Annotated in this window: 17 protein-coding genes; 2 read left to right on the top strand and 15 right to left on the bottom strand. The window is 37.6% G+C overall.

What is annotated here, in order from left to right:
- Positions 1-14: 14 nt before the first annotated feature.
- The 7 genes from IGJ23_RS07645 to IGJ23_RS07675 all read right to left on the bottom strand — a co-directional run bounded on the left by IGJ23_RS07645 (position 15) and on the right by IGJ23_RS07675 (position 8,923).
- A complete protein-coding gene (locus IGJ23_RS07645) occupies positions 15-623 on the bottom strand; it encodes a hypothetical protein (RefSeq protein ID WP_010718978.1) in 609 nt (202 codons plus the stop codon).
- A gap of 22 nt (positions 624-645) precedes the next feature.
- Positions 646-1,170 (bottom strand): hypothetical protein, encoded by a 525-nt coding sequence (locus IGJ23_RS07650; RefSeq protein WP_010718977.1) that lies wholly within the window; start codon positions 1,168-1,170, stop codon positions 646-648.
- A 12-nt stretch (positions 1,171-1,182) separates the two neighbouring features.
- Entirely contained in the window at positions 1,183-3,378 is a 2,196-nt protein-coding gene (locus tag IGJ23_RS07655; protein ID WP_438774811.1) for a hypothetical protein, read from the bottom strand.
- Between the two features lie 265 nt (positions 3,379-3,643).
- Positions 3,644-5,575, bottom strand: a complete 1,932-nt coding sequence (locus tag IGJ23_RS07660; protein ID WP_438774812.1) for a PTS fructose transporter subunit IIABC — start codon at positions 5,573-5,575, stop codon at positions 3,644-3,646.
- The gene (gene pfkB, locus IGJ23_RS07665) at positions 5,572-6,507 is read right to left on the bottom strand and encodes a 1-phosphofructokinase (protein ID WP_010718974.1); all 936 of its coding nucleotides are present in this window, start codon (positions 6,505-6,507) and stop codon (positions 5,572-5,574) included. Before pfkB ends, IGJ23_RS07660 begins: the two co-directional genes overlap by 4 nt.
- Positions 6,504-7,259: a DeoR/GlpR family DNA-binding transcription regulator gene (locus IGJ23_RS07670; RefSeq protein WP_411244963.1), complete on the bottom strand. Its 756-nt coding sequence runs from the start codon at positions 7,257-7,259 to the stop codon at positions 6,504-6,506. The genes pfkB and IGJ23_RS07670 overlap by 4 nt, the downstream gene beginning before the upstream one ends.
- 359 nt (positions 7,260-7,618) lie before the next feature.
- Positions 7,619-8,923: a hypothetical protein gene (locus IGJ23_RS07675; protein WP_251849229.1), complete on the bottom strand. Its 1,305-nt coding sequence runs from the start codon at positions 8,921-8,923 to the stop codon at positions 7,619-7,621.
- A 159-nt stretch (positions 8,924-9,082) separates the two neighbouring features.
- On the opposite strand from IGJ23_RS07675, the gene IGJ23_RS07680 reads away from it, so the two are divergent.
- Positions 9,083-9,232 (top strand): SPJ_0845 family protein, encoded by a 150-nt coding sequence (locus IGJ23_RS07680; RefSeq protein ID WP_010737727.1) that lies wholly within the window; start codon positions 9,083-9,085, stop codon positions 9,230-9,232.
- Positions 9,233-9,292: 60 nt separating this feature from the next.
- On the opposite strand, the gene yihA is transcribed toward IGJ23_RS07680, so the two are convergent.
- The 7 genes from yihA to IGJ23_RS07715 all read right to left on the bottom strand — a co-directional run bounded on the left by yihA (position 9,293) and on the right by IGJ23_RS07715 (position 16,223).
- Positions 9,293-9,880, bottom strand: a complete 588-nt coding sequence (gene yihA, locus IGJ23_RS07685) for a ribosome biogenesis GTP-binding protein YihA/YsxC (RefSeq protein ID WP_010718969.1) — start codon at positions 9,878-9,880, stop codon at positions 9,293-9,295.
- Between the two features lie 436 nt (positions 9,881-10,316).
- The gene (gene clpX / locus IGJ23_RS07690) at positions 10,317-11,567 is read right to left on the bottom strand and encodes an ATP-dependent Clp protease ATP-binding subunit ClpX (protein ID WP_010718968.1); all 1,251 of its coding nucleotides are present in this window, start codon (positions 11,565-11,567) and stop codon (positions 10,317-10,319) included.
- Between the two features lie 179 nt (positions 11,568-11,746).
- Entirely contained in the window at positions 11,747-13,033 is a 1,287-nt protein-coding gene (tig, locus tag IGJ23_RS07695; RefSeq protein WP_010718967.1) for a trigger factor, read from the bottom strand.
- A 146-nt stretch (positions 13,034-13,179) separates the two neighbouring features.
- A complete protein-coding gene (locus IGJ23_RS07700; RefSeq protein ID WP_010718966.1) occupies positions 13,180-14,121 on the bottom strand; it encodes a hypothetical protein in 942 nt (313 codons plus the stop codon).
- Positions 14,122-14,235: 114 nt separating this feature from the next.
- Positions 14,236-14,889 carry an RDD family protein gene (locus tag IGJ23_RS07705; protein ID WP_207431985.1) on the bottom strand — a complete coding sequence of 218 codons (654 nt, stop codon included), beginning with the start codon at positions 14,887-14,889 and terminating at the stop codon, positions 14,236-14,238.
- Between the two features lie 2 nt (positions 14,890-14,891).
- Positions 14,892-15,920 carry a signal peptide peptidase SppA gene (gene sppA, locus IGJ23_RS07710; RefSeq protein ID WP_010718964.1) on the bottom strand — a complete coding sequence of 343 codons (1,029 nt, stop codon included), beginning with the start codon at positions 15,918-15,920 and terminating at the stop codon, positions 14,892-14,894.
- Between the two features lie 12 nt (positions 15,921-15,932).
- Positions 15,933-16,223, bottom strand: a complete 291-nt coding sequence (locus IGJ23_RS07715) for a hypothetical protein (protein ID WP_010737730.1) — start codon at positions 16,221-16,223, stop codon at positions 15,933-15,935.
- Between the two features lie 398 nt (positions 16,224-16,621).
- Here IGJ23_RS07715 and glmS point away from each other — a divergent pair, with 398 nt between their 5' ends.
- A complete protein-coding gene (gene glmS / locus IGJ23_RS07720) occupies positions 16,622-18,430 on the top strand; it encodes a glutamine--fructose-6-phosphate transaminase (isomerizing) (RefSeq protein ID WP_207431983.1) in 1,809 nt (602 codons plus the stop codon).
- Between the two features lie 170 nt (positions 18,431-18,600).
- On the opposite strand, the gene IGJ23_RS07725 is transcribed toward glmS, so the two are convergent.
- Positions 18,601-20,838 carry a fibronectin type III domain-containing protein gene (locus IGJ23_RS07725; protein WP_207431981.1) on the bottom strand — a complete coding sequence of 746 codons (2,238 nt, stop codon included), beginning with the start codon at positions 20,836-20,838 and terminating at the stop codon, positions 18,601-18,603.
- Positions 20,839-20,842 lie beyond the last annotated feature (4 nt).

Below are 20,842 nucleotides of genomic sequence, written 5' to 3' on the forward strand. Positions count from 1 at the left end.
CTTTTTTAATCAGTTTAAGGCGCTGCTGTCCAAGATACAGCATCTAATTGCAACGTCAAATTGAACGTTGGTGTACTCTTGGTTGCTGTGGTAGAAGATACTGTTCCAGCATAATTGAAGGTGGTCGAAAAAGCATTATTTGCGGTACCATTTGCAGTTAGTTTTCCTTCATTGTTTGCTAATGTAAAGAGTTTGACTGGTGTCGTCGCAAAATCTGTGAGTGTTCCTGCGGCAATCAAGGAAGTGTTCGTTGCTGCTGGAGAAACAAGATTTAGACTAGAAATTTCTGTGATACTTTCGGCATTTGTTTGCGCGAAATCTGCAATGGATACATCAACTGGACGTCCCGATTTATTTTCAATATTATAGGTTGGAGATTCAATATCATTTCGCCCGCTTACGTTATAGAAAATGGTCGCTGTATCTAATGTCACATTGATCCAATTGTCATGACTTTCCTCAATCGCTTCTTCTGGATCTGTGTTATCTAATCCAATCGTACCATTGATTTGAATATCGGCTTGGTCAACACCAATCACGTCTTCCGCTTGAACCATTGCGGGCGCAACAAATCCAACAAAACTCCCACTAAACAACATACTTACAAGTACTTTTTTCATCATATCAATAAACCCCTTTTATTTTTTATTCAACTGTTAATGTAACTCCTGCAGCCACTTGACCTTTTTTTTCGTTGGTGTCTGGGTCATACAAACTAAATAAAGCAACTGATGGATACTCCCCCTTTTCTAATGCCTGTTCCAACGTGACATTTTTTATTTCATACCCGGGCTGAATCGCACCGGAAGTATAAACAAGTTGATTGTTCTTTTTTTCTCTAATTTCTACATTGATCGGATAGCCATTTTCACTGGGATTTTTTATCATCAATTCGCCGCTCCCTGTTTGTCGATCGATTTTCGCTTCAGGTGAGATAACTAAATTGAATTTGCTTTTATCTACTGCAACCTGCGCAATTTTTTTCTTTTCAGAGTCAGAGATTTTTTGGGCATCTTTCCCAGCGGGTAAAAATTCGCCACTGACAATAGTAACGGGCTCTGGTTTTGCTTGAAGATAATAGCGGTACACTAGCCAGCCACTTAGCAACAACAATAATCCTAGTAGAATGAGTAGTACCTGTTTTTGTTTTTTCCGTTTTGTTTCTTCCATTGTTTTTCTCCTTTATTCTTTAGCTGATAGTTGATAAGTAAAGGCATAACTAGGATAATATTTTTGTAAAATGTTTCCTGAAAATTCTCCAGCTAAATAAAGTTCAATTGGTTCTGTTAAAAAAGGGGCAATTTCCAATCTGTCCACATTATTTTGCCCGACAACCAACGGTCCCATCGTTGTCCCATCAGTGGCAACAAGATTAAGAATCAACTCGTTATGATTTCCGCCAGAAAATTGATTGACTAGCACAACTGATGAATCAGCTGTAAGATCTTGAACCGTGCCAATCGTAAAATCAATGGGATAGTTACTCGAACTAATGATTGGTTTGGTCGAAGATGCCGTGTCGAATGCACCTTCTGTTTTCGATTCAAATATCATTTCTAAAGGTACTTCCACACTTAATGGACTTTTGACTACTTCCACCTGTTGTTCTACCCAAAGGCTTTCAGTTAAATAGGCTTGAAGTTCGGGATCATCGTTGACGGCACCAGCTATTTTTGTATAGACAAAATAAGTTCCAGCTGGTAGTTTTTCTTTTGTCCATGTCATTCCCGCGGTTTCTTCGACTTCGATCATCCCATCTGTATTTTCATCAGCAAGCTCAACTTGTTGTTGTGCTTCCTCAGTCGTTAAATCGGTTTCACTCCAAAGTTGTTTCGTACTTAATTTAAACGTCGTTGCCTTTCCTATCCGACTGGCTGGCTCGTAAGCATTGATCGTAGTGTCTAATTGACTTTGTCCGACCGCTACACTCGGCTGTGCTTTCCAATCGGTAATATTGATTTTTTTTTGATAGATTGCTTGTTTTAGAGCTGTATTTGTAAAGTAACTGTCATTTAATGTAGCTGTACCAGCTCCTACTACTTCCTTTTTTTGTAAACTTTGATCAGTTGCTAAATAGCTAAATTGATAGCCTCCTATTTCTCCTGCTACTCCATCGATCCGGTTAAATGTCATATTTCTAGCAAACAAGCCGTTGGTATTAGAAGTATTTTGAAAACGAACAAAATCGGGCTCATCCGCATTCATTACAACATTTCCATTTGAATTGAATCTGCCTTGGCTGATCATTGAAGTTTGTGAATTAGCGCCAAAATTGATTTCTGCTGCTTGACCATTCGTAAAATTCATTGGCTTGTTACCTGTTTGTTCATACAAAAATTTAGCATTTTGACCAATCGTAAAAATTAATCCTGTCCCATCATAAGAAAAATAATCTTTGCTTGATGTCAATTGCACATTCGCATTTTCTTCAAGAGTGACTCGTATTTTCCGATCACCCGATCCGCCAGAAGCTGAACCATAAAACAAAGCGAGATTCGTACTCGTTTGGTGGTTGATAATCGTCGTCGAATCTTTCGCAAATGTAATGTTGTTTCCTTCCATGAACTCTTCGCTGTTTGCTCCTGCTTCACTGACAAATTCATTTTCCCCCTCAAAGGTGAAGGTGGATTCTGTATGCCAAGCTAGAAGTGGTTGCGCCCCGGTCTTGCCATAATAATTGACGTTTTCAAAAACCGCGTCAAATGAGAGGACAGATAAACTTCCAGCCCCTAAGATCCCGTAGTAAGATTGGTTGCCATAGATAACGCCATTTTCATCAGTTAGTGTCGCGCTTCCAAAATTCATGTTTTTCAATTTGATTCTTAATCCACTAATCTTCACTCGATAGCCAGTATTCGAAGCGGTTGAGTTGGAAGCGTTGGTATATAGCATATGATGATTTTGACCATCGATCTCGACATTTTTATAAAACTCAAAAACATCCGCATCTGTATACACGATGTCTGCTGTCAAAGCAACATAATAGGTTCCCGAACCTGAATCATTATTGATCTCACTCATTACCCTAATTAATTCATCTGCTGTTGCTGCAGTATAAGGACTTTCTAATGATCCTTCTCCAACCAAAGGACTAATTGCACCAATTTCGTCGGACAGTTCAGCGTTTTCTGCTAACACTTGTTTTGTTTCTTCGCTGCTTGTTGATGCTTCGGTGATTTGATTATTGACATCTTCATGGGATTCTTCCGTAGTTGTCTCAAAGGAAACGGAGTACTCATCACTTGTGCTCGTTTGCACATTGTCATGGAGATTTACACTATTCTCAGAATTTTCTTGTGCATCAAAGTCATTGACTGGGACAATACTAGCACAAAGAATAAAGAGCGATAAAACAACCCATTTTGTACTTTTTTTCATATTCCCCTCCTCTATAACCATTCTTTTTTTATATAAAAGCGCTTTTGATTAACATTAGATTACAAAAAAATGATACTATACACATTTATATCCGTCAATAAATAACTAATTTCTAATCACAAATCCTATATTTATTCATCTATTGATCAATTTCGCTTTCCATTTTTTAATTTTCAAAAATTTTGCATTTAATCTCACAAAAAAACCTTCTTACGAAAATTATTGTTAAATTCCGTAAGAAGGTCTCATATTTATAAATTGAAAATTATGCTGTTGTTACTGTTGGTGATTTTCTTAGTAAACCATAAATCACACCAGAAACGATTGCACCAATAGCGATGAATGCTAAGTACAAGACTGGATGACTTAACAAGAATACAACGAAAATCCCACCATGAGGAGCAAGTAATTTGATACCGAAAGCACCAACTAAACCACCTGTTAAAGCAGAGCCAATAATGAAACTTGGAATGGCGCGGATCGGATCAGCTGCTGCAAATGGGATCGATCCTTCTGTTACAAAGGACAAGCCCATCACAATATTCGTTAGACCAGCATCTTGATCTGTTTTACTAAATTTATTTTTAAATAAACGAGTAGCAACAAAAATTGCTAATGGTGGAACCATCCCACCAGCCATAACAGAAGCCATCACGACACTACCGCCAGTCGCAACTGTTGTTGCTAGCGTAGCTGTACCGAAAACATAAGCCGCTTTATTAATTGGTCCACCTAAGTCAGCAGCCATCATTCCTGCAAGTAAAGCTCCAAGTAACGCAGCGTTTGAACCGCTCATGCTTGTTAAAAATCCGTTTAATGCATCATTGATTGCTTTCATCGGTACATTAACCAACAACATCAAGAAACCGGTAATCAACAACCCAAACACGGGATAAAAGAGAATCGTTTTGATTCCGTCTAATGATTTAGGTAATTTCTTGAATAGTTTGCGCAAGAACACAATGACATATCCAGCTAAGAAACCGCCGATCAAAGCTCCTAAGAAGCCTGCACCGCCAGTATTAGCTAATGCACCAGCAGCAAAACCAACAATCAAACCAGGGCGATCCCCGATACTTGAAGCAATAAATCCAGCAAGAACTGGTAACATGAAACCAAAAGCAGCTTGACCGATTTGGTTGAACCAGCTAGCAATTTGATTATAATTCCCAAGGTTTGCAAGCTGATCTTGTGGTACACCCATAAATTGGTCTACCATGAAAGAAAGAGCAATCGCAATCCCACCGCCAATAACAAACGGCAGCATATGAGAAACACCATTCATCAAATCTTTATAGATTCGTTGGCCGACGGTTCCTTCTGCATTTCCTTCATCAGAACCAGTATCTTTCCCTTGTCCATGATAAACTGGTGCAGTACCGCTTAAAGCAAGATTGATCAGTTCTTCTGGCTTACGAATCCCGTCGCTAACCGGACGATTGACAAGTTCTTTCCCGTCAAAACGATCCATGGCAACTTTTTTATCTGCTGCTACGATTACACCATCCGCACGAGCGATGTCTTCAGCTGTCAATAAGTTTTTAACACCTTCTGATCCGTTTGTTTCAACTTTGATCTCTACGCCCATTTCTTTCGCTTTTTTCTTCAAAGCATCTTCCGCCATATAAGTGTGGGCGATTCCTGTTGGACAAGCGGTTACTGCAATAACAAACTTGCTCTTAGGATCAACTGTTTCAGCTTCAGCTTGTTTTGCCTGTTCTGCTTTTTCTTCCGCAGCTTTTTGATCTTCCGCTGTTTGGAATAATTCTTGTACAGCTTCTGGTGAATCTGCTTCTTTTAATTTTGCAACAAAATCTGGATCCACTAAAAGGCGGGATAAGGCAGCTAACGCTTGTAAGTGTGTATCATTTGCGCCTTCTGGAGCTGCGATCATAAAGAATAGGTAAGTCGGCTGACCATCTAATGCCTCATAATCGACCCCTTTGTTACTTTTAGCAAATAGTACGGTTGCTTCTTTTACTGCTGCATTTTTTGCGTGAGGCATCGCAATGCCGTCACCTAGTCCGGTAGAAGTTTGCGCTTCTCGTGCTAAAATCCCCTCTTTATAGGTTTCAATATCTGAGATTCTTCCGGCAGCAAACATTTTTTGGACCATTTCATCAATTGCGCCTTTTTTATCAGTTGCTTGTAGGTCCATGATCATTGCATCTTTGATCATTAAATCTTTGATATTCATGATAATCCTCCTGAAAACGAATCTATTTTTGTTATCTCAACTTCTGGTAACAGTTCATCAATCAATGCTCTAGAAGCTAAATCATCAGAAAATGCTGTCGCACTTCCACAAGCGACTCCCCATTTAAATGCTTCCACTGGATCTTGATTTTTGCTATAAGCACCAATAAATCCAGCAATCATTGAATCTCCTGCACCAACCGAGTTTTTTAACGGGCGAACTAATACGTTTGATCGGTAAGCACCTTCATTAGTAAATAACAAGGCACCATCTCCCGCCATTGATATCAAGACATTTTGTGCCCCTTCAGCTAATAGTTTCTTACCATATGGCAAAATCTCTTCCACACGATCAAAGTGTGTCTGATATAATTCGGCTAATTCATGGTTATTAGGTTTGATCAACAATGGTCTTTTAGCAAGAGAATTTTTTAGATCATCCCCAGTTGTATCAATCACAAAGTCTGCTTCTTTTTCACGAATGATCTCAATCAATTCTTGATAGAACCCTTTTCTTAAGCTGGCAGGAGTACTACCAGATAAGACAACGATGTCCCCTTTGTTCACAACACTTAGCGCTTGCTTGAATGATTGGATTTCTTCATCTGAGATCGTTGGGCCTAAACCATTGATCTCCGTTTCAGAATCAGATTTTAATTTGATATTGATCCGAGTATCTGATTGAACTGTTGTAAAAGAAGTTTGGATTGTTTCTTTTTCCAACCACTCTGCGATAAAGTTTCCTGTAAAGCCTCCTAAAAAACCAAGGGCTGTCGAATCAGAGTCAATTCTTTTCAAAATTCGAGAAACATTGATCCCTTTTCCGCCAGGAACTTTAAAGTCTTCTTTCATTCGATTCAATTCCCCGATTTTTAACCCATCGACACGTACGATAAAGTCAATCGACGGATTTAATGTTACTGTATAAATCATTGTATAGCTGCCTCCTTGATAGTTGTCCGTTCCCGATAATCGGTAACAAATTCCAATGGACAACGTTCGGTTACGATCGTGGCTGCTTCTAAAGGTGCCACAGAAGTGAAACTAAGCTTGTTGAACTTAGAATGATCAATCAGGACAAAACTTTCTTCCGCATTTTCCATTGCTAGACGTTTCACGGCTGCTTCTTCCGGATCTGGCGTTGTAAATCCACGGTTCAAGTCAACACCGTTCATTCCCATAAACACTTTATTAAAATAGAAATTTTTTAACTGGCTGATTGTACTATTTCCTAGTACAGCATTTGTTGATAATTTAACTTGTCCACCTAATATGATGGTGGGAAGTTGCAAATCAACCAAACTAGCTGCATGTTTCACTGAATTAGTTACTACCGTTACCTTTTTCTCTTGCAAATATGGGATCATTTCTAACGTCGTGGACCCAGCATCTAAATAAATAACGTCATCGTCATTGATTAATTGAGCTGCTAATCGAGCGATTGTTTGTTTTTCTTGAACGTTTTTGAGCGTTTTTTCACTCATATTCTGTTCAAACCCTAAAAGTTGCCCTTTTTTCGCGCCACCATGGATTCTTTCTAACAGACCATCATTCTCCAACTCTTGCAAATCACGTCTAATCGTTGATTCAGAAGCGTTTAGAAGTGTTACTAAATCTTGAGATTTCACTATTTTATTTTGTTCTAACAAGTGTAGTATTTTTTGTCTGCGCTCTTCTGTAAGCATTTCCACGATCACCTCACGACATATAGTAGCATAATTCTTTTTATTAATCAATAAAAATCATTCAAAAACATTCACAGACAATCTAAAACATTCAAAAAAGAGTCTGAACTTTCAACTGGTTCAGACTCTTGATTGGTTGTAAAGAAGTACGAACGGTATTCGCTGTACGATTCTTCCACAACCTTTTATATGCTTTATTTTCTATGCACTAAATAATAGTACCTTCCTAATCCAATGAACATAATGATAAAGCCCAAAATTGATCGTACAGGGATGTTGGGAAGAAAGAACATCAAAAAAGCTACAAATGCTGTAGGTAACATGACCCGATAATATAAGTGTTTATCCATGTGCTCACCTCAAATTTTTTGTAATGTCGCAAATTTGTTCAACTTGGGATAATCATAGATTTCTACTCTAAGATGATTTACACCTTTTTTCACGTCAAAGCTTAAACGTCCTCGTCTTTTTCTTATTCGCTTAAACTGAATATCTGATAGTTTTTCGCGAATTTCATTCAATGGGAGCTGTGTCAAATTTTCAGTAGGTACGTATAATCGTAAAGTAACTAAATATTCTTGATATTTTTCATCGTCAACTGCGATCTCTAAGTATTCTCTTATATAGTAGCAATAAGCTTCGATCCCATCATCTAAAGAAATACGGGGATCAATCACTTTGTAAAACATCATCTGCGCCCGCTGCTCATCTACCCAAGGAAAATAAGCTTGTGTATTCAACCGCCCTCTTACTCGCTTTTCGTGGTATTCATCATTGACAAAATTATAACTTCGAGTAACGAAGAACGTCGCATCCTTTTTCTGAGTCGGTTGCATTCTTTCATTTTGGTATTGAACAGATTGAATACTTTGATCGGTATAAGCATACTCAATGTATGGAGGTTTCAAAAGCCCAACGCCATTGTCCCAAGAAAGATGATCAAATCCCAATTGGTCGCGATAATAGGTCTGAAAATGTCGATTCGTTTCCTCGGCCCATTTGAAAGGGTCACGATATAATTGAATACAGATCACACCATTTTGTTTCTCTTTTACAAATTCCACTTGTTGGACATCTAAAAATACTTGTTTCGGAATGATGCGATAGTAGTAAGAGCTGTAATACATTTCCCAACAAGAAGTAAAGCATAATCCCTCATGAGATAGATCGTAACCAGGCAATTGATTACAATCAATCACAACCGCTCCCGATCGTTCTCTCATCTTTGGCAACTTATCAATAGCTTCTTGTGTTTCAAACTTCAACCGTTCTTCAATTTCTTTAATATTATGATACTTAAATTCATTGTATGAACGTAAGTAAGCAAATACGCCATTTTTATCCATTTTAAGCTGGATATAATCTCTGATCACCGATTCATGTTGTAAGAAAATATTCTTCTCCAAAATATTCTTAATGATCAATTGTTGACCATCAAAATGAAAACGACACTCATTCGTTTCATTTTTTACAGTCAGCCAACCAAATGCGAACTGAGATTCCTGCATTGCTTCCTTTTTAAAGGTTGTCCATTCAAATATTCGTGCTGTCTGACGAGAAGTCTGAAAAAATGAGGGACTAAACATCATCCGAATAAAAAAGAACCAATCTTCCAATTCATTTTCTCTTTGACTTTGATTCAAATCGGTTAATTGAATCGTCATTAATAATTGTTGTTCTTCCACTCTGCTCTCACTCCTTTCAAAGTGTTTTATAATTAAATTATAACCAAGCATAAGAAAAAACTAAAATTTAACGACTTCCAATTATTTTAGTAACTATCCATGGTAGAATAGAAACAAATAATCAAAGAGGTGAATAATTTGGGGCTTAAATTTGAACGTACAGATAATCTTGATAAATTATTTGAATCCTTTGCTGTTGATCCAGAAAAAACAGTTGCTTCAAAAGAAGAAATCGATCGCTTTTTGAAACCAAAAAATGACGAAAAAAAAGAACAGACAAAAAAATAGAAAAAAACTAGTAGCAAGCGAATGTTCTCCTCTTTGAGTCCTTCGTCTGCTACTAGTTTTTTATTCTGAAATTGCTTCTTCAATTGCCTGCCAAGCTTCTTCTTTTCCTTGCTTTGTGACAGAAGAAAATAAAATAAACTGATCATTATTATCAAAATCCAACGCTTTTTTGATTTCACTTTCATGCTTGTTCCATTTTCCTCGTGGTATCTTATCCGCTTTAGTCGCTACGACAATCACTGGAATATCGTAATATTTCAAAAATTCATACATCTGGATATCTTCTTGGGAAGGTTTGTGACGTAAATCGACTAAAGAAACGACTGCTCGCAACTGCTCTCTGGTCGTAATATATGTTTCGATCATTTTACCCCATTTTGCACGTTCAGTCTTTGATACTTTGGCATAACCATAACCAGGGACATCGACAAAGTGTAACGCATTTTCAATCAAATAAAAATTCAATGTTTGGGTCTTACCTGGTTTTCCCGAAGTGCGAGCTAAATTCTTTCGGTCAATCAACGTATTGATAAAAGAAGACTTTCCGACATTTGAACGCCCTGCTAAAGCAATTTCTGGTAAATCAGATTCTGGGTATTGTTTTGGTGCAACTGCACTAATCACTATTTCTGCTTGATGTACTTTCATAAAATCTCTCCTAAAAAAGGTCGTTGAAGAAGAAATGAACTCTATCGAGATGAGAGAAGATTGTTTAATATCACTTTATTAAACAATCTCTGATAAACGAAGAGTCGCTTCTTAAACGCCGTGTAACAGGTTGCGAGAAGCATGAATTGATTCGTTCTTTAAAGAAAAAAATCTCGAAACAGCTTCTCATGTTTTGAGGTTTTTTGATTTCATTCTAAGATTCAACGATCGAAAAACTGCAGTTGATTGCGGAAAGTACGTTTTTACATAAACGAAAGTCATCTTCCCTATTTGTCGATTTTGAGTAATCACAACGTTGAATCGCCTGCTGTCAATAGAATGCCTTAATCATTAATCAATAGTTTCGATAAAAAGACAAAGCTGCCGCAAAAGCAATAACTAACTTTCACGACAGCACTCCAGCTTCTATCTGCTTTTATCCCGCTTTTTTCTCAGAATCTTTATAAACGACAGTCGGTTCTCCTGTTAATTCAGCAGCTTCTTTCGTAATGATCACTTTTTCGATATTCTCATTAGATGGGATGTCAAACATAATATCCATCATGATTTCTTCGATGATCGAACGTAGTCCACGTGCCCCAGTATTTCGGGCAATTGCTTTTTCAGCGATTGCTGTTAATGCCTCTGGTTCAAATTCTAATTCCGTATTATCCAAAGCAAGTAATTTTTGGTATTGTTTGACCAAAGCATTCTTTGGCTCTGTCAAAATACGCACAAGATCTTCTGTCGTTAATTTTTCAAGTGCTGCCATTACTGGTAAACGACCAATAAATTCAGGAATCAAACCAAATTTCAATAGATCTTCTGGAATGATTTCTTGCATGACACTTTCGCCATCTGCTAATTTTTGATTTTTAGTCCCGAAACCGATTGTCTTTTCTCCTAGACGATTTTTAACAATTGTTTCAATCCCATCAAACGCACCACCTACAATAAACAAAACATTTGTCGTATCGATTTGGATAAATTCTTGATGAGGATGTTTCCGACCGCCTTGAGGGGGAACGCTGGCAACTGTCCCTTCTAAAATCTTCAATAAGGCTTGTTGGACACCTTCACCTGAAACATCTCGAGTAATTGAAACATTCTCGCTTTTACGAGCAATTTTATCGATTTCGTCAATGTAGATGATCCCTTTTTCAGCTCGTTCCACATTGTAATCAGCTGATTGCAATAATTTCAATAGGATGTTTTCGACGTCTTCCCCAACATAACCAGCTTCAGTTAAACTGGTTGCATCAGCGATCGCAAAAGGTACATTTAACGTTTTAGCTAATGTTTGTGCCAAGAAAGTTTTCCCTGATCCAGTAGGACCGATCAGACAGATATTACTTTTTTGCAGTTCAACATCATCTGCATCTTCTTGGGATTGTTGATTAACACGCTTATAGTGATTGTATACTGCTACAGCTAATGAACGTTTTGCACGATCTTGACCAATCACATAATTATTTAAGACTTCCAAAATTTCTAATGGTTTTGGTACTTCTGTGAATTCACGTACCGCTTCTTCATAAAATTCTTCATCAATGATTTCTTTGCATAGGTCAATACATTCATTACAGATGTAGACCCCTGGACCAGCCACGATTTTTTTTACTTCTTCTTGTGTTTTCCCGCAAAAAGAACAACGTACGGTCTCATTGCCACTTGGATTATCATACATGGTCTTCACCCCTTAACTTGCATCATAAATGCAAGAAACTATCACAGACTTTACAGTCTTTTACTATCATACCATAATTCAAAAAAAAGCAAAAGCACTAAACAAGAACCAAAAATCGAAAATATGCAAAAAGAGGAAACCTCTCAGTTTCCTCTTTGATAAAATGCAATAAAAGATGATTATTTTGCTTCAGTAGCAGTTCCAGTAATCAAATCGATTGCTTTTTTCATTGTCACATCATGTTCCAACATATCTTCTGTTAACACTCGTTTGATTTGTTCGATTGGCATGTTGTATGTCTCAGATAATTCTTGGATTTCAGCGTTGATTTCTTCTTCTGTTGCTGCTAGTCCTTCTGCTTTAGCGATAGCTTCGATTACAAGATTTGTTTTTGTGCGTACTTCTGCTTCGCCTTCAAATTGTTTGTGCAAGTCTTCTTCTGTAGAACCAGTTAATTGGTAGTACATGTCAGGAGAGATTCCTTGACGTTGCATGTTGTTCAAAAATTCATCCATTGAACGGTGTACTTCATCGTGAACCATCACGTGTGGTAGATCAACGATTTCTGCATTTTCAACAGCTAAGCGGATTGCAGCTTCATCTTTTGCGTCTTCTGCTTCTTTTTCTTTTGCTTCTGTCAATTCTTTTAGATATTTTTCTTTCAATTCTGCTAATGTAGAAACTTCATCATCTACATCTTTTGCAAATTCGTCATCTAATTCAGGTACTTCTTTAGCTTTTACTTCATGAACCGTTACTTTGAACACTGCTTCTTTACCAGCAAGGTCTTCTGCTTGATAGTCTTCTGGGAAAGTAACTGTTACATCTAAGCTTTCACCTGATTTTTTACCGATCAATTGATCTTCAAAGCCAGGAATGAATGAACCAGAGCCTAGTTCTAGTGAATAGTTTTCACCTTTTCCGCCATCGAATGCTTCGCCATCAACAAAGCCTTCAAAGTCAATCACTACAGTATCGCCATTTTCTGCTGGAGCATCTTCTTTGATTACTAATTCTGCTTGAGCTTCTTGTTCACGTTTGATACGTTCTTCCACATCCGCTTCAGTAACTTCACGGTCTTGTTTTTCAACAACTAAATCTTTATATTGACCTAATTTCACTTCAGGTTTAACTGTTACTTCAGCAGTGATCACCCAATCTTGCCCTTTTTCCATGCTTTCAACATCGATTTGAGGTTGTGATACAGGTTCGATACCTGCTTCTTTAACTGCTGCTTCATAGCTTTCAGGTAAGACAGCATTCAATGCGTCTTCATAAAGAGCTTCTTCTCCGTACATACGGTTGAATACTTGGCGTGAAACTTTCCCTTTACGGAACCCTGGTACGTTCAAGTTTCCTTTAACTTTATTAAACGCAGCTGTCAATCCTTTTTGAATTTCATCTTGCGCAATCGTAAATTTTAAAACACCATCGTTTGTGCCTTTTTTTTCAAATGTTGCAGTCATTTAGTTCCCTCCGAGTTTAGAAAATTCATTTTATACATCAAAAACGTTTCATGCATACCCTTAAATAGTACACTAACCCTTTCAAATTGTAAACATATTGAATGGTTAGAATCCACGTTTTTCATGACTTTTTTATCTGATAAGTGTCAACGGTCACTTTGAAAGAGTAGCATTTCCCTTAAAATATTTCCCCTTTTTTCTAGGAAATCTGCTTCCTCTGCTTCTGTTTGTCTATTATTATAGTTTGGATCATACATGCTAAGTGTATCAGCAAACCATTTTTTAGGATCACCGACATATGTATCATAAACAGGATAAAGAAGAGCGGATTGCATCATAAATTCTTCTTTTAGCACTGTACTAAGATAGGCATCTTGATCTTCATAAGCTTCTGCTAATCGCATTAACTGTTCATAAGCCTTTTGCTTTTCTGGTTTTGGTAATGTTGCAGGTATGACTTCTATAAACGTCTGATCCATCGTTAAATAAACAACTGGCTGGTGTTTCTTCACTTGCACGAGTGACTCTAACATTTTTGCTCGCACTAATAAGTGGATCTCTGGTAAGATAATCATTTTTTTGATTGTTTGTACCAATTCATGATAAGGCAACTCTTCAATCTCAGACACAACCAAAAGTTGTTCTGCAGGTGGCATTGTCGGCATTTTTTCAACACTAAGATGAATCTTACGTATTTTTTGACGGTCATTTTGACTCGTGAAATTTTCTGCTTGTTGGATCTTCTCTACCATGAGTTGCTCAAATAAATCAGAAAAATCATAGCTGGCAATTAACTTGCGAGCATAAAGATAATCTTTTGTTTGGATCAGCAGATCAAAATAAAAAGCTGCCACTTTTTCATCTGTCAGGTAGTCATTTTCATAAGGAAACGCCTGATTCAGCGCTTCTTTTTTTTCATCTAGCTCAACTAAGCAAAGGACAAGTAGACGATTCGCCTCAAATGTTCCTTTAAGCTCCAATGCTCGTTGTAAAAATGTCTTTGCTTGTAAATATTGATGATCAGCTAATGCTTGTTGCGCTAGACGCATAAGATTTTCGTATTTATCAGGAAAATCAATCGGCTCCAATGTTCGTTCTCCCTTCGACTCTTTGCCAGTAAAATCATGAATAAAACTATAGTATCAAACATAAAAAAACATGACAATCTTTTTTAGATTGCCATGTTGAAAAAATAAAATGAATCAAGCATTAATTTCTCGATTAAAGGCTTTGACTAGATTTAGCGTGACTACACTCGTATTTGAAAAATAATCACCAATATGCTGTTTTCTTTGATTAAAGATTGTCGGTAAATAGCCAACAAAAAGTAATGGGAATTTCAAAATGAACCGACAAGCGCCTTCTCTCACCAGCACTGTTGTCCAACTCAAATCTGATTCATTAAAGCAAATCACACGAATCCCAAAAATCATTTTTCCTATTGTTTGTCCATGGTTTAATTTCGTGAATAAAATAAAATAACTAAGGTAAATCAGCAAAGCAGCAAAACCATAAATACTTAAATAAGAATCGGATACTTTTAACCAGTCTAAATTAGCCGCTAATCCAATGGTCAAACGTGTGATTGAACCAATACATATAAGATCCACTATAAAAGCAAGAAATCTTATCCAAAACCCTGCATAAAAATATTTAGGAAAGTCATTTACTTTAATAGTTTCCTCTTTTTCTTTGGTATACTGTTGCCATTGTTGTTGCTTTACTTTAATTTCACTTTCAGATAGTGGTTTTTCTTTAAAAGATTGCAGTACTTTTTGAGAAAAGCTCGGATCTGGCCCTACAGCAGGACGATCTGCCTTGTTATGTGAAGTTAAATCTTCTGGTTGCTTCGTCATGCTTACTCACCTCCGTAATAATACATTGCCTTTGGTGATTGAACGGTTCCTTGATTTTCTAAGAAAGACAAGATTTGACTTGTTTCAGAAGCTTTTAGGCCTTGAAGCTGAGCAAGTTTCGAACCGAACCATGTGTTTGCAAAACCAGTAGTATTCGTTTCATATTCTACTAACTGAGCGTTTTCTAAATGTTGCTCACTTCTCATTGCTTTTAACGCGTCTTGTGGATACCCAATTTCATCCACTAATCCGACTGCTTTCGCCTGTTCTCCATCATAAATACGACCATCCGCAATTTTTCGGACTTCTTCTTCTGATTGATTTCGTCCAGTACTGACTACTTTGACAAATCGATTGTAGGCATTATCGATATAAGTTTGTAAGACTTTTTGATCTTCTGGCGTTTGTGGTCTAGTACTTGAACCCATATCTTTCAATGCACCACTTTTTACCGTCGTATCCTCGATCCCTAATTTTTCTAAAAGTCCAGAATAATTAAGACCTGACATGATGACACCAATGGACCCAGTGACTGTTTCCTCTGTTGCATAGATTTTATCTGCTTGGGCTGAGATATAATATCCGCCACTAGCAGCTGTATTTTTCATACTGACATACATTGGAATATTTCGTTCATTTCGGATATCACTGATTGTCTTAGCTATTTCTGCACTTTCATAAACACCACCACCAGGAGAATTGACTTCTAACATCATCCCTTTGATCGTTTTATCTTCTTTTATAGCATTTAATTGCTCCATAAACTTAGCGTGATTGTATCCTTCTGTTGCAAACAAACCTGATGTTCCATCACTAGTGATCGTCCCATCAACAGTCAATTTTACGATTTTTTCTGAACTATCTCCTTCTTCCAGAACCGTGGGCGATAACTCATTAGTGCCATATAATAAGCTATTCAAACCACTCATTTGCTTTTCTTCTTTTGAATTTGACGTCAGGCTAGATGATACCAACGAAACAACCAATAAGCCTGCCGCAATCAACACTGCTATCCAACGCTTTTTATTCATACTCTCCCTCGCTTAATATAAATTTTTGATAACGATCACTGTTTCTTTTTCTCCAGTTGCATTCATTTTTTCTGCTTTTTCGACTAATGTAAATCCATTGAACTTCTCTTTTGTCCACTCATCTTCTACTACGAATTGTTGCGCTTCTCCAATAGTCAACGCATCAGGCGCAATTTCTTGGATACTATCCCAACCAGTATCTAAAAAGATTTTGGTTTCATCATCCACTGTATTTACTTTTTCAAGTTCGGCCAACTGTTTTTTTAGCATGCCTAATGTCAAGACTGCGATATTTGATGCCATTTTTCATCCTCCTTCTTTTACTTACTCTCATATTGTACCGAAGTCTGCAAAAAGATGATAGTCAAAACTTCATTTCGACCCTCCCGCCACAACCATATAGACCAATTTTATTTCTTCTCTTTTTTATTGACAAACGTCACACAACAACGTTATCATTTAAGAAGTTTCCAGAAAAATACAAAAAGGAGTTTATATATACCATTCTCATTTTAAGGAATAGCGCCTGGTCTGTAGTTACAGATGACGAGGAAAGGGTTTATCGAAATATTCGGCGGATGACCCTAGGGACTGCACTCTATAGGATCGATCAAAACCTATCTGTGAAGATAGAACAAAAATCGATTCCAGCAGCTGGAAACTTTCATAATGATTATATTATAGAAAGTAGGATGTTTTTTATGTGTGGAATTGTCGGAATGATTGGATTAGAAAACGTAACACCAGGATTGATCAATGGTTTAGAAAAATTAGAATATCGGGGATACGATTCGGCTGGAATCTTTGTTGCGAATCATGAAAATGATTTTTTGGTCAAAGCACAAGGTAGAATTCAGAACCTAAAGGATAAGCTAACAAACGAAACAGCGGGAACAATCGGAATCGGTCACACTCGTTGGGCAACTCATGGCGAACCTTCTCAAAAAAATGCGCACCCTCACACTTCTCAAAGCGGACGTTTTGTTCTTGTCCATAACGGTGTAATTGAAAACTTTGCTGAACTAAAAAATGATTATTTAGAAACGGATCAATTTTCAGGGGAAACGGATACTGAGATCATTGCTCATCTTATTGAATTTTTTGCAAATGAAGGACTGGATACAAAATCTGCCTTTGTCAAAACACTTCAATTAATCAAAGGTTCTTATGCTTTCGCATTAATTGATCGTACTCTGCCAGATCAAATTTTTGTCGCTAAAAACAAAAGCCCTCTCTTAATTGGTCTGGGAGACGGATTCAATGTTATCGCCAGCGATGCAATGGCTATGCTGGCTTATACGAAAGAATTTGTTGAAATTGAAGATGGCGAATTAGTGATCGTCACTAAAAATGAGATTTCAATCGAAACGATCTCAGGTCAACCAGTTGAACGAAATTCTTTTGAAGCACAAATTGATGCAGCTGATATTGAAAAGGGCACTTATCCTTACTACATGTTGAAAGAAATCGATGAACAACCGATCGTTATGCGAAAGATTGCCCAAACTTACGTGAACCATGAGAATGAAGTACTGATGGACAAACAACTTTTAGAAACAGCTAAAAACAGTGACCGTATCTACATTGTTGCTTGTGGAACGAGTTACCATGCTGGCTTAGTTGGAAAACCTATTTTAGAACAATTAACCCGTATTCCTGTGGAAGTCCACCTTGCAAGTGAATTTGGTTATAATTTGCCTTTACTTTCAGAGAAACCATTTTTTATTTTCTTAAGCCAAAGTGGAGAAACAGCAGACAGTCGACAAGTACTCGTGAAAATGAATGAATTGAATTACCCATCATTGACAATCACTAATGTACCTGGCTCTACTTTATCAAGGGAAGCTTCTTACACTCTTTTACTACATGCTGGACCTGAAATCGCCGTGGCTTCAACAAAAGCTTATACTGCTCAAATCGCTGTTTTAGCTGCACTTGCTAAAGGAATTGGTCATGAAAAAAATCTTTCTTCAGCTAGAGAATTCGATCTAACGCACGAGCTTAGTATCGTAGCGAATGGCATGGAAGAACTAATTTCTCAAAAGGACTACTTACAGGAGTTAGCAGCTGACTATCTAATGGATGCAAGAAACGCTTTTTATATTGGACGTGGAACAGATTATGCTGTCTCTTTAGAGGCTGCATTGAAGTTAAAAGAAATCAGTTATATCCAAGCAGAAGGTTTCGCAGCTGGGGAATTAAAACATGGTACGATCGCGCTGATTGAAACGAACACACCGGTTATCGGGATGATCAGCGAAGAGATAACAGGTGCACACACGAGAGGAAATCTAAAAGAAGTGGAAAGTCGTGGAGCAAAAACATTGGTCATGGCTACAAAAGGCTTAGATCGATCAGATGACCAATTAGTATTGCCTGTTGTTCATCCTTTACTTACTTCATTAATCACAGTGATCCCTACACAATTGATTGCCTACTATGCGACCTTGCTAAGAGGTCTTGATGTTGATAAACCGAGAAATTTGGCAAAATCTGTGACTGTTGAATAGAACAATTGCCTCAAAAATAAATCTAATATGAATTATCATGAAAAAAGCCAAAAAACAATGAAATTTAATTTTCATTGCCTTTTTGGCTTTTTTGTGTAGTCATCAATCAGTTCGAAAATGACTTTTTATTGTTTTAACCTATTTTGCATCGAGTCCCCCATCTAAAGGAGCTAAGCATTAGTTCCGGGCTGTTTTGCTTGATGGCTCTTTTTTTGTCTCCTGTAAGATAACAGGATTGTTACACTCACTATGGTTAGCCCCAGTAGTTGTAGCAATGGACTAACTTTATTACCCGTAGCTGGTAACTGTTTACTCACCTTTTTAGCAGTATTCTTATTCACTTTTGCTTCCTCTTTTCCTTTATTAATTGCTCCATTATTTATTGTTTCGGTTTCTTTTGCCACAGGTGGTTTTTCCGTTGATTCTTTTACTATCTCTTCCTCTAAAGGAGGAACCGTCTCATGTTTTTTGCTTGTCTGCACAATAATTTTATTACTTTCTTCCGAGAGATTCCCTTCTTTGTTTTTCGATTTAACTACATAAGAATATTTCGTATTTTCCTGTAAATCTTTATCAGTATATAGTGAGGTTTCCCTCGCTACTTCTCCTACCAATACATTGTTTCGATAAACTTGATAGCTCATGATTTCCTTCGATTCATTAGGTGCGTCCCACATTAAAGCCACTTCATGTTCTGTGACACGGGCTGATCTCAGTTTAGTAGGGGGCAACGGGCGACTCACCTCAATTGTCATTTTCGTTCTTGCTTTCACTGCATTACTTGCTTCTGATAGATTACCAGCTTGATCAACCGCTCTGATTTTATAGGTATAAGTGGTAGCCTCCATCAATCCTGTGTCTATGTAAGTTAAGTCCGTACCAGAAAGTGTTTGGACTAACTGATCGTCTCGATAGACATGATAACCAGTGACACCCACATCATCGATTGCTGCTTCCCACGACAAGCTGACACTGTTAGTTGTTACATCATCGATTCGTAAATTCAAAGGTGGCGTAGGAGGAGTCAGATCTTCTGCTGATTTTGTCCTAGCCGTTACCGCATTACTTGCTTCTGATAGATTCCCTGATTGATCAACAGCTTTGACTATATAGGTATAGGTGGTATCTTCCATCAAGCCTGTATCTATGTAGGTTAAATCCATACCAGTTAGCGTTTGGACCAACTGATCATCTCGATAAACGTTATAACTAGCTACATCAACATTATCGATTGCTTCTTGCCATGACAAGCTGACACTGTTAGTTGTTACATCATCGATTCGCAAGTTCAAAGGAGCTGCAGGAGGAAGAATTTCTTCTGTTTGTTTTGTCTTAGCTGTTACTGTATTACTCATTTCTGATATGTTTCCTGCCTGATCAACTGCTCTCACTTGATATGTATACATCGTATCTTCCATTAATCCTATATCCGTGTATGCTACTTCCTCCGCACCAATCACTCCTTGAATTAACTGATTGTCTCGATAAATGATATAACCGATTACGTCAATGCTATCTGTCGCTGATTCCCACGATAAGCTGACACTATCAGTTGTTACACTAGTGACTTTTAAATTCAAAGGCACTGCAGGTGGGCTGCTACTCGCCAATTTTGTCCTAGCCGTCACTGCATTACTCGCTACTGATACATTCCCCGCTTGATCAACTGCTCTTACTTCATACGTATAGGTAGTATCTTCCGTTAATCCATTGTCGGTATAGGCGAGGTCTGCACCGGTGACTGTTTGAATCAGTTGGTTGTCTCGATAAACCAAATAACCCATTACGCCTACGTTGTCTGTTGCAGCTTCCCAAGACAAGCTAACACTATCACTTGAAACGTCGTTGACTTTCAGATTTTTAGGATTGGTAGGAGCTTCCAAATCTAATGCAGTGGCTTGAACGTTATCAAAATATGCTGTCCCGTTTCCACTAGACGCAAAACGGATAATATATGTATTTTCACCTTCCGGAGTCGTAAAGCTAAATTCATGTTGTTTCCAAGCATCATTATAATGTCTCTCATCCTTCAACGAAATAAACCCTTCCCCATGATTAAGCGTGCCAAATTCCACAATTGCTGGAAACGAAGGGTCTCCGATCACATAATAAGTGAATTGATAGGTCGTTTTCGGTTTTAACTGAACATATTGCAGGATATTCTCTCCATTTGATGCCATTACATAATGATTGCCACTTTCATCTGTCACAAGTGCAGGATTGTTACTTCCAGGATTGGAAACGATCCAGTGATTCAACCCATCATTAAATTCACCATTTTTTATAATCACCTCTTCTGCTAGTTGATAAGAGGGTGCATAAGATGGATCAACCGCTACTACAATGACCGGTTTTACAAATAGAAAAACAATCATCATCAATCGAATCAGTTTTTTGAAAATTTTCATATTT

The organism is Enterococcus sp. DIV1682a, assembly GCF_051711005.1.
GTDB classification, from domain to species: Bacteria; Bacillota; Bacilli; order Lactobacillales; family Enterococcaceae; genus Enterococcus_B; species Enterococcus_B hirae.

Bases quoted from the DNA above. Each gene is read 5' to 3' on its own strand.
- pfkB (WP_010718974.1), bottom strand. From the start codon at position 6,507: ATGATTTATACAGTAACATTAAATCCGTCGATTGACTTTATCGTACGT.
- clpX (WP_010718968.1), bottom strand. From the start codon at position 11,567: ATGTATGATAATCCAAGTGGCAATGAGACCGTACGTTGTTCTTTTTGC.
- IGJ23_RS07655 (WP_438774811.1), bottom strand. From the start codon at position 3,378: ATGAAAAAAAGTACAAAATGGGTTGTTTTATCGCTCTTTATTCTTTGT.
- glmS (WP_207431983.1), top strand. From the start codon at position 16,622: ATGTGTGGAATTGTCGGAATGATTGGATTAGAAAACGTAACACCAGGA.
- IGJ23_RS07660 (WP_438774812.1), bottom strand. From the start codon at position 5,575: ATGAATATCAAAGATTTAATGATCAAAGATGCAATGATCATGGACCTA.
- IGJ23_RS07675 (WP_251849229.1), bottom strand. From the start codon at position 8,923: ATGACGATTCAATTAACCGATTTGAATCAAAGTCAAAGAGAAAATGAA.
- yihA (WP_010718969.1), bottom strand. From the start codon at position 9,880: ATGAAAGTACATCAAGCAGAAATAGTGATTAGTGCAGTTGCACCAAAA.
- sppA (WP_010718964.1), bottom strand. From the start codon at position 15,920: ATGAATAAAAAGCGTTGGATAGCAGTGTTGATTGCGGCAGGCTTATTG.
- IGJ23_RS07645 (WP_010718978.1), bottom strand. From the start codon at position 623: ATGATGAAAAAAGTACTTGTAAGTATGTTGTTTAGTGGGAGTTTTGTT.
- IGJ23_RS07705 (WP_207431985.1), bottom strand. From the start codon at position 14,889: ATGACGAAGCAACCAGAAGATTTAACTTCACATAACAAGGCAGATCGT.
- IGJ23_RS07715 (WP_010737730.1), bottom strand. From the start codon at position 16,223: ATGGCATCAAATATCGCAGTCTTGACATTAGGCATGCTAAAAAAACAG.
- IGJ23_RS07725 (WP_207431981.1), bottom strand. From the start codon at position 20,838: ATGAAAATTTTCAAAAAACTGATTCGATTGATGATGATTGTTTTTCTA.
- IGJ23_RS07650 (WP_010718977.1), bottom strand. From the start codon at position 1,170: ATGGAAGAAACAAAACGGAAAAAACAAAAACAGGTACTACTCATTCTA.
- IGJ23_RS07670 (WP_411244963.1), bottom strand. From the start codon at position 7,259: ATGCTTACAGAAGAGCGCAGACAAAAAATACTACACTTGTTAGAACAA.
- tig (WP_010718967.1), bottom strand. From the start codon at position 13,033: ATGACTGCAACATTTGAAAAAAAAGGCACAAACGATGGTGTTTTAAAA.